The organism is Aquimarina atlantica (assembly GCF_000626715.1).
In the GTDB taxonomy this organism is placed as follows: domain Bacteria; phylum Bacteroidota; class Bacteroidia; order Flavobacteriales; family Flavobacteriaceae; genus Aquimarina; species Aquimarina atlantica.
The window spans coordinates 1-9,798 of record NZ_AQRA01000024.1; the positions used below are offsets into that span (position 1 = coordinate 1).

6 protein-coding genes are annotated in these 9,798 nt (G+C 34.5%); 5 read left to right on the plus strand and 1 reads right to left on the minus strand.

Going from position 1 to position 9,798, the window contains the following annotated elements; translation table 11 throughout:
• Positions 1 to 198 precede the first annotated feature (198 nt).
• The gene (locus tag ATO12_RS24335) at positions 199 to 1,245 is read left to right on the plus strand and encodes an NAD(P)/FAD-dependent oxidoreductase (protein ID WP_034247654.1); all 1,047 of its coding nucleotides are present in this window, start codon (positions 199 to 201) and stop codon (positions 1,243 to 1,245) included.
• On the opposite strand, the gene ATO12_RS24340 is transcribed toward ATO12_RS24335, so the two are convergent.
• Complete coding sequence (locus tag ATO12_RS24340; RefSeq protein ID WP_034247656.1) at positions 1,240 to 1,626, minus strand: DUF983 domain-containing protein; 387 nt, start codon at positions 1,624 to 1,626, stop codon at positions 1,240 to 1,242. The two genes, ATO12_RS24335 and ATO12_RS24340, sit on opposite strands and share 6 nt — an antisense overlap.
• A 57-nt stretch (positions 1,627 to 1,683) precedes the next feature.
• On the opposite strand from ATO12_RS24340, the gene ATO12_RS24345 reads away from it, so the two are divergent.
• From ATO12_RS24345 to ATO12_RS24360, 4 genes are all read left to right on the plus strand, one after another.
• The gene (locus ATO12_RS24345; protein WP_034247662.1) at positions 1,684 to 3,606 is read left to right on the plus strand and encodes an ABC-F family ATP-binding cassette domain-containing protein; all 1,923 of its coding nucleotides are present in this window, start codon (positions 1,684 to 1,686) and stop codon (positions 3,604 to 3,606) included.
• Between the two features lie 315 nt (positions 3,607 to 3,921).
• Entirely contained in the window at positions 3,922 to 5,088 is a 1,167-nt protein-coding gene (locus ATO12_RS24350; protein ID WP_034247665.1) for an efflux RND transporter periplasmic adaptor subunit, read from the plus strand.
• Positions 5,089 to 5,090: 2 nt separating this feature from the next.
• Entirely contained in the window at positions 5,091 to 8,318 is a 3,228-nt protein-coding gene (locus ATO12_RS24355; protein WP_034247667.1) for an efflux RND transporter permease subunit, read from the plus strand.
• Complete coding sequence (locus tag ATO12_RS24360) at positions 8,290 to 9,660, plus strand: TolC family protein (RefSeq protein WP_394331731.1); 1,371 nt, start codon at positions 8,290 to 8,292, stop codon at positions 9,658 to 9,660. Before ATO12_RS24355 ends, ATO12_RS24360 begins: the two co-directional genes overlap by 29 nt.
• Positions 9,661 to 9,798: the final 138 nt, after the last annotated feature.

A 9,798-nucleotide genomic window follows, 5' to 3' on the forward strand; every position in this document is an offset into this window, starting at 1 on the left:
TATTCTTCAATAAATAATAGACGAAACGCCCAACTATAGTTGGGCGTTTTGTTATTTTTGAACCATGTTAATATGGGTTTGAGATCATGAAACTATTTGATCTAAGCAATTTTATGAGTTAGGTTATCATCTCAAACTATCTTTTCGATTAAATTATTTGATAATGAGTACTGCTAGTTACATAAATTAAGAAGTTAAATGCAATTAGATTATATTGTTGTAGGATTGGGATTATCAGGATTATCTTTTGTAGAAGAGTTAGAAAGTCATAACAAATCATATGTAGTTTTCGAAGACGCTTCACAGAAATCATCAAGAGTGGCGGGAGGCTTGTATAATCCGGTGATCTTAAAACGCTTTACGATGGCTTGGCAAGCCTCACAGCAAATTGAAACAGCGGTTTCCTTTTATAAAAATGTAGAAGCAAAACTTCAGAAAACGGTAGTTTCAGAACTTCCGATATTACGTAGATTTAATGCTGTAGAAGAGCAAAATAATTGGTTTGAAGCTTGTGACAAACCTATTTTAGGAGAATTTCTTTCTTCAGAATTGATCCGAAATACCAATCCGGCACTAGATATTCCATTTCATTATGGAAAAGTAAAACATACCGGGAAAATTGATATCAGCAGTATGCTTTCAGCTTATGCAAAAAAACTAAGAGAGAACAATATTTTGATTGATGAATCCTTTGAGTATGATAAAATCACCGTAGCAAAAGATTATATTCAATATAAAGAAATAAAATGCAGACATATTGTGTTTGCCGAGGGGTATGGAGTAAAAAACAATCCATTTTTTAATGACCTGCCATTATATGGTAATAAAGGAGAATATATTATCATTAAGTCTGAAGCTCTTAAACAAAAGGAGGCGATAAAATCTTCGATATTTATTATTCCTCTGGGAGCGGATTTATATAAAGTGGGGGCAACATATAATAACCAGGATAAATCTCCAGAAATAACAAGTACTGCCAGGGAAGAATTGCAAAAAAAGCTGGACAGATTTTTAAAAGTACCCTATGAAGTAGTAGATCAGGTAGCAGGAATACGCCCTACAGTTAGAGATCGAAGACCTTTGATAGGAACACATGCCAGATATGCTAATATGCATATTCTAAATGGTATGGGGAGTAGAGGCATACTTTTGGCTCCTACTATGGCAAAAAAGTTATATAACCATATAGAAAAAGGAATTTCTTTAGATAAAGAAATAGATTGCAAACGGTATAAAAACCTATGAAGAACGTTTTTGCTTTTTGTAGTGCATAAAAAAGTTGATCCATATATTTCGGGATAACCTTAAAATAACAGGCAAAAAGACAATCATCGTTATAGAAATTATAATAAAAGTAGCCACTAGATCCAGCTTAAAAATAAGATTACTAATCACAAAAGCAGCAACTGCAAAAGCAATCCCTACAGGATAACTCACGTACATAGCTCCATAAAAAAAAGAAGGTTCTATTTTGTATTTGGTGCCACAGTGACTACAACGTTCCTGCATTTTTAAAGTTTGGCTTAGTTTATAAGGGTTAGATTCCTTATACATACTTTCTTCATGGCATACAGGGCAACTACCAGTTATGATGCTATAAATTTTTGTTCCTTTTAAGAAGTTCATGAGCGTTTTTATTCTAACGCAAAATTAATCATCTTTGCACAAAATATTCAAAAGCAGATGTTAAACATACATAACTTATCGATTTCGTTTGGAGGAGAGTACCTTTTTGAAGAAATAAGCTTCAGATTAAATGCGGGGGATCGAGTTGGATTGATAGGAAAGAATGGAGCAGGAAAATCTACCATGCTTAAGATTTTATCCAAAGAGCAAGAACCAGATTCTGGGCAAATAGCTATGGATAAAGAGGTGAAGATTGGTTTTTTAAAGCAGGATATAGATTTTGTATTTGGACGTACAGTTCTAGAAGAAGCCTATGAAGCTTTTATAGAAATTAAAAAAACAGAACGAGATATCGATGCAATTAATGCTCAATTAGCAGAACGCACAGATTACGAAAGTGAAAAATATAACCAGCTAATTACCGATTTAAGTGATCTTACACATCATTATGAGATCCTGGGCGGGTATAACTATCAAGGAGAAACAGAAAGGGTTTTACAGGGGCTAGGATTTGCTCGTGAAGATTTTAATAAACTTACAGATACCTTTTCTGGTGGTTGGCGAATGAGAATCGAACTGGCAAAACTTTTATTGCAGAATAATGATATTTTACTATTAGATGAGCCTACAAACCACCTGGATATAGAATCTATTATCTGGCTGGAGAATTTTTTAAAAAATTATACCGGAGTTGTAGTTATTGTTTCGCACGATAAAATGTTTTTGGATAATGTAACCAACAGAACTATAGAAATCTCTTTGGGACGTATCTATGATTATAACAAACCTTATTCTAAATATTTGGTGCTTCGTAAAGAGATTAGAGAGCAACAGTTGGCCACACAAAAGAACCAATCTAAGCAGATAGAACAGACCGAAAAATTAATCGAGAAGTTTAGAGCCAAAGCTTCTAAAGCAGCTATGGCACAATCTTTAATTAAAAAATTAGATAAGATTGATAGAATAGAAGTCGATGAAGATGATAATGCAGTAATGAATATTAGTTTTCCTGTAAGCGTACAACCAGGAAAAGTAGTTATTGAAGCTGATGGTGTAGGCAAAAGTTATGGGGATAAAGAAATTTTAAAGGACATTGATTTACTGGTAGAGAGAGGATCTAAGATAGCATTTGTAGGTCAGAACGGACAAGGTAAATCAACATTGGCTAAGATTATTATCGATGAGATACCGTATACAGGAGAATTTAAGTTAGGTCATAATGTACAGATAGGATATTTTGCTCAGAATCAATCAGAATATCTCGATGGAGAATTAACCGTTCATGATACTATGATTCATGCGGCCGACGAAAAAACACGAAGCAAGGTTCGTGATATGCTGGGAGCTTTCTTATTTAGAGGGGATGAAGTAGATAAGAAAGTAAAAGTACTTTCTGGAGGAGAAAGAAACCGATTAGCACTATGTAAGATGCTCTTGCAACCTTTTAATGTATTGGTGATGGATGAGCCAACAAACCATCTGGACATCAAGTCGAAAAATGTATTAAAAGAAGCTTTGAAAAATTTTGATGGAACCCTGATTTTGGTATCGCATGATAGGGATTTTTTGCAAGGATTAAGCAATACAGTGTATGAGTTTAAGAATAAAAAAATCAAAGAATATCTTGGTGATATAAACTTCTACTTAGAAGAAAAAAGAATAAATGATCTAAGAGATATAGAAAAGAAAGATAAGCAAGAGAAAACAACTTCTGATACCAAAGAAACCGCAAAGCAATCTTATCAGGATCAGAAAAAAGTAAAATCGCTTAGTAATAAATTAAGTAATATAGAATCTAAAATCAATAAACTCGAAAGAGAAATTAAAGAAATTGATGTAGAACTAGCAGTCAATTATGATGAAACGATTGCGCAACCCAACTTTTTTGATAATTACCAGGCAAAAAAAGATCTCTTATCCTCGCTAATGGAAGATTGGGAGATATTACAAGAAGAAATGGATGCATTAAACAATGCATAAGGAGGATTTGTAAAATAAATAATTGAATTCTTCTTAAAAAGAACACCTTTTAAGAAGAATTCACCTAATAATTTATCACCATTGTGACAAGAAGGTATTCCTTGCCCTTTTCCTCCATTAGTACCAGCACAATTAGAAGATCCTGATGATTCTTTAACAAAAGATTGTTGTTTATTCAAGTTTTGAAAAAAGGGCACACTATCTCCTAATGTAAAAGCTTCTCATGCTAACATTTATGAGTTCTTTAACTGCATCCCAAGCATGTGGTTGATAGTTTTGTAGCGATTCTACAAAAAGTGTGGTTACCAATATACTATGAGAAAAATTATACTTTCAATTCTAGGGATACTTTTAATTGTGGCGGCTTATTTTGCTGCAAACAAAATAATTGATAGTAAAAAAAGACCTAAACCCAGACCTGCAAAAGTTATAAAAACTGTTTTTGTAGATACTGTAAAAAACAAAACGATTCCTATTCAAATTGCAGCAAATGGTAATTTAACCGCAAAAAGAAGATTAGAGCTATATGCCGAAGTTCAGGGGATTTTTAAAGGAGGAACTCACTTATTTAAACCTGGTCAAAAATATCAAAAAGGGCAAGCATTGATAAGAATTGATGCATCAGAATATTATGCTAGTGTGCAATCTGCCAAGAGTAATTTATATAACCTGGTCACCTCTATTATGCCGGATTTACGATTGGATTATCCAGATATTTATGAAAAATGGCAAGGATATCTCAATACTTTTGATATGAGTAAAGCCACACCAAAGTTACCAGAAGTTACTTCAGAAAAAGAAAAATATTTTATAACAGGAAGAAATATTTATACCACCTATTATAATGTAAAAAATCTAGAGCAACGATTGGCAAAATATACCATCTCTGCTCCTTTTAATGGGGTGCTTACCGAAGCCCTGGTCACCGAAGGGACTTTAATTCGGCAGGGACAAAAATTAGGAGAATATATAGATACCAAAGTATATGAAATGCAGGTTGCTATTGGTAAGGAATATGGAGACCTGCTTCGTGTTGGGGAATCGGTAGAACTTTCTAATCTTAACAAGACAAAAACATTTACAGGAAAAGTGTCCAGGATTAATAGTAGTGTTAATCAAGCTACCCAGACCATTACAACTTTTATCGAAGTAGCAGATCCATCACTTAGAGAAGGGATGTATCTCGAGGCCAACCTTGATGCTAAGAAAGAAGAAAATGCCATCGAAATCGAAAGAGGATTGCTTCAGGAAGGAGATAAAATATTTGTGGTAAGAGATAGTATTCTTGATATTATAGATGTACAACCTGTATATTTTTCTGATAAAAAAGTAGTGCTTAAGGGAGTTCCCGAAGAGACCATAATTTTATCCAAAAGTGTTCCGGGAGCATATGCAGGAATGCTGATAAAGATCTACCAGGGAAAGAAAGGAAATAATAATGTGCATAGGGATAGTTCTGCTAATACAGCCAAAAAACAATAGTGATGCGTAAAATTATTGCTTTTTTTATTAAATATCACGTAGCGGTAAATGTGATTGTACTTGCATTTTTTGCATTTGGAGTTGTAGGAGCATTATCCTTAAAATCTTCATTTTTCCCACTAATTGATTCCAAAAATATCATTATCAATATTACATATCCGGGAGCTTCTCCATTAGAAGTAGAAGAAGGGATTGTACTTAAGATAGAGGATAACCTAAAAGGATTGGATGGGGTAGAACGTGTAACTTCAACTTCGAGAGAAAATAACGGGACAATAAATGTTGAAATCGAAAAAGGAAAGAATATCGATTTCATGCTGTTAGAAGTAAAAAATGCAGTAGATCGTGTGCCTTCATTTCCAACAGGTATGGAGCCTTTGGTCGTTGCAAAACAAGAAGCGATTCGACCTACAATCAGTTTTTCTATAAGCGGAGATAATATACCATTGGTTACCCTCAAAGAGATTGCACGACAGGTAGAAAATGATCTTCGTGGGATAGAAGGAATTTCCCAGATTTCTGTGACTGGCTATCCTGCAGAAGAAATTGAAATCGCCATCAATGAAAAAAACTTACTTGCATATAACCTTAGTTTTAGTGAAGTAGCGCAGGCAGTGAGTAGAGCCAATATTCTAACTACCGGGGGAACCATAAAAACAGACGCCGAAGAATATTTGATCAGGGCAAATAATCGTTCGTATTATGGCAATGAGCTTTCTAACCTCATCGTGCGTGCAGATGCTTCGGGAAGTGTGATACGTCTTAAAGATGTAGCAGAGATACGTGATCGTTTTTCAGAAACCGCTAATGCCACTTATTTTAATGGAAATTTGGCTGTTAATGTCGAAATTACAAGCACAAATACCGAAGACCTTATTTCTTCAGCAGAAAAAACAAAAGAATACATATCAGAATTTAATCAGAAGTATAATAACGTACAACTTAATGTGATTAGTGATCGATCTATTACACTGGTACAACGTACAGAACTTCTTACAGAAAATGCTATTATCGGAATGTTGCTGGTGCTCACTTTTTTATCCTTATTCCTTAATACACGCTTGGCATTTTGGGTTGCTTTTGGACTTCCCGTAGCCTTTTTGGGGATGTTTATTTTTGCAGGTACATTTGATGTGACTATAAATGTATTATCCCTGTTCGGAATGATCATCGTAATTGGGATTCTGGTAGATGATGGTATTGTAATCGCAGAAAATATCTATCAGCATTACGAAAAAGGAAAAACCCCGATACAAGCAGCTATAGATGGTACTATGGAAGTAATACCACCTATTATTTCTGCTATTATTACTACCATACTTGCCTTTGGTATTTTCTTGTTTTTAGATGGTCGTATAGGAGAATTTTTTGGAGAAGTTTCTGTGGTTGTTATTCTTACATTAACAGTTTCTCTAATCGAAGCTTTGATTATTCTACCAGCCCATTTAGCACATTCCAAAGCGCTTAAACCACAAGATTCAAAACCTAAAACAGGAATTGGACAACTATTTGCAAAATTACGATATATCAATACATTTGGAGACGCTATCATGCGTTGGCTGCGAGACAAAATTTATAGTCCGGCATTGCGGTTTTCATTAGAAAACAAACTCTTTACGTTTTCTATTTTTATTGTTCTTCTTTTTCTAACTATAGGAACTGTAGGAGGAGGGATAGTTAGAACCTCTTTTTTTCCTCAGATCGCAAGTGATCAAGTATCAATAAACCTGGAAATGCCCAACGGAACTAATGAAAAGATAACAGACAGTATCATTTCTTTGATCGCAGAAAAAGCCTGGGAAACTAATGAAGAATTAACAGAACAGTATTTAAAAGGGCCCGAATATATAGGCAAGAAGTTATTTAAAAATGTGATTACCAATATTGGTCCAGGATCGTCTTCGGCCTCACTAAGAATTAATTTACTACCGGGAGAAGAACGTCCCGATGCAGTAGGGTCGGCTATGGTTACAAACCTTATTAGTAAAAAAATGGGAGAAGTCGCTGGTGTAGAAAGCCTTGTATACGGTAGTGGAGGTAATTTTGGAGGAAGACCGGTTTCAGTTTCATTATTAGGAAATAATATAGCAGAGCTGAAAGCAGCCAAGGCAGAACTAAAAGGAGCATTAGTAAATAATTCATTATTGAAAGATGTTACCGATAATGATCCGGCAGGAATTAAAGAGATTCGTATAGCGTTAAAAGAAAATGCATACTTACTGGGGTTAAACCTTCGGGATATTATGACGCAGGTTCGTGCAGGTTTTTTTGGGGTACAGGCACAACGTTTTCAGCGCGGACAGGACGAAATTAGAGTTTGGGTGAGATATGATAGAGATAATCGTTCTTCGATATCTAATCTGGATGATATGCGTATTACTACGATTAGTGGAGAACGAGTACCACTTAATGAAATTGCAACCTATAGCATAGAAAGAGGTGATGTAGCAGTTAATCACCTCGAAGGACGTCGTGAAATACAGATTTCTGCTGATTTAAAAGATGCAGAAAATACCAGTGCGACAGATATATTACAAGAAATTCGAACGGTGACCATGCCTGAGATCATTTCTAAATACCCAACGGTTACACCTTCTTATGAAGGGCAAAATAGAGAAGCAGGTAAACTTTTAGGGTCTTTAAAACCCGTAGGGCTTACTGTGCTTGCATTAATTTATATAACCATTGCATTTACGTTTAGAAGCTATAGTCAGCCATTACTACTCTTGTTACTAATTCCGTTAAGTATACCAGCAGTGGCTTTAGGGCATTGGGCACATAATTTTCCTATCAATATATTATCTATGTTAGGTATTATTGCTCTTATAGGTATTATGGTTAATGATGGTTTGGTACTTATTGGTAAGTTTAATAGTAATCTTCGGGAGGGGTTGAGCTTTGATGAATCTATTTATCAGGCTGGGAGATCACGTTTTCGGGCTATTTTTCTTACTTCACTTACCACTATTGCCGGGTTAGCCCCTTTATTATTAGAAAAAAGCAGGCAAGCACAATTTTTAAAACCTATGGCTATTTCTATTGCTTATGGGATTGGTTTTGCGACTGTATTAACCCTATTGCTGTTACCGTTATTTTTATCGTTTAGTAACAATGTAAAAGTAGGAACCAAGTGGTTAGTTACCGGAAATAAGATCACTAAAGAAGAAGTAGAACGCGCCATTAAAGAACAAAAAGAAGAGAATGAAGAGCATCATGAATTGCAAGAGTAGCAGCATGCTAAAATTAGTGTTCTTTCTGTTTTTGATTTCTGGACATGTAATCAGTCAGCAATTAACAAAACAGGAAGCCATACGACTTACCTTAGAAAATAATTTTGGGATATTAATCGCTACCAATAGTATAGCTGTGGCAAAAAATAATAAAGGAATTCTTAATTCTGGATATTTACCTACATTAACGGGTAATGCCGGAGCGAATTATCAATCTGCCAATAGTACAACATCTTTTGGAGGAGCAATAAACCCCAATACGGGAGAGCCTCGTTCTGATATTGAAATTGAAGATGCAGAAACGCAACGGTATAATGCAGGGTTAAATCTTAATTATACGTTATTTGATGGTTTGGGGCGTTTTTATAATTATAAGAGATTAAAAGAGCAATATAATCTTACCAAATTACAAGCCAGAGAAACTATAGAAAATACAATCTTGCAGTTATTCTCTATATATTACGAAGTAGCCAGGCTGTCTGAAAATGTAGAAATTCTCGAAGAAACACTTCGTATTTCGAAAGAACGTATTTTAAGATCTAATTACCAGTTTGAGTATGGCCAGAATACAAAACTTAATGTGCTTAATGCAGAAGTAGATGTCGCAAATGATAGTATTAATTTACTAAATACACGGCAACAACTAATAAATACAAAAAGAGATCTAAATGTAATTTTGGATAATGACTTAACATATGAATTTGAGGTAGATACGATTATAAAATTCATCCCAAAACTGGAGTTAGAGGAGTATCTATCAAAATCGACAGAGAATAACATAACGCTTTTACAAAATGAAAGTAACATTCGAATTAGTGATTATGATATTAAAGTGAGTAAATCTGGATATTTACCTAGCATAGGATTAACAGGATCATATGGCTGGAATGAAAATCGAAATCCGCCTTCAGCATTCTTTCCTGGCAATGTTTCGGATACCTACACATTAGGGGCGGGAGTAAGCCTTACCTGGAATCTTTTTGATGGAGGGAATACAATCACAAGAGTAAAAAATGCTAAAATAGCATTGGATAATCAGGAAATTATAAAAAGTCAGATAGAGAAAGAGGTAAAAAGAGATATTGCCAATGCATTAGGAAATTATGAAAACCGTTTAAACGTGTTTAAGATTCAGCAACAGAACGTAATCACAAATCAAAATAATTTTGAGCGTTCGCAAGAGCGTTTTAAACTGGGACAAATCACTTCTATAGAATTCAGGCAGGCGCAGATCAATCTGATTTTGGCAGAAACTAATAAGAATTCGGCAAAATACGATGCTAAAATTGCAGAGCTTCAGCTATTACAGTTAACAGGGCAGTTGTTGAATATTGAATTCTAAAGAACAAAATATCAGAGTATACTCCTGTTTTTTTCTTTTTTTAAGACACCAAAAACATAAGGTATTCAAAGGTATTTTTAACTACTGTTCTAATATGTGTTTTAAATCTTTTGACCAGTTTGTTACAAATAATTACCC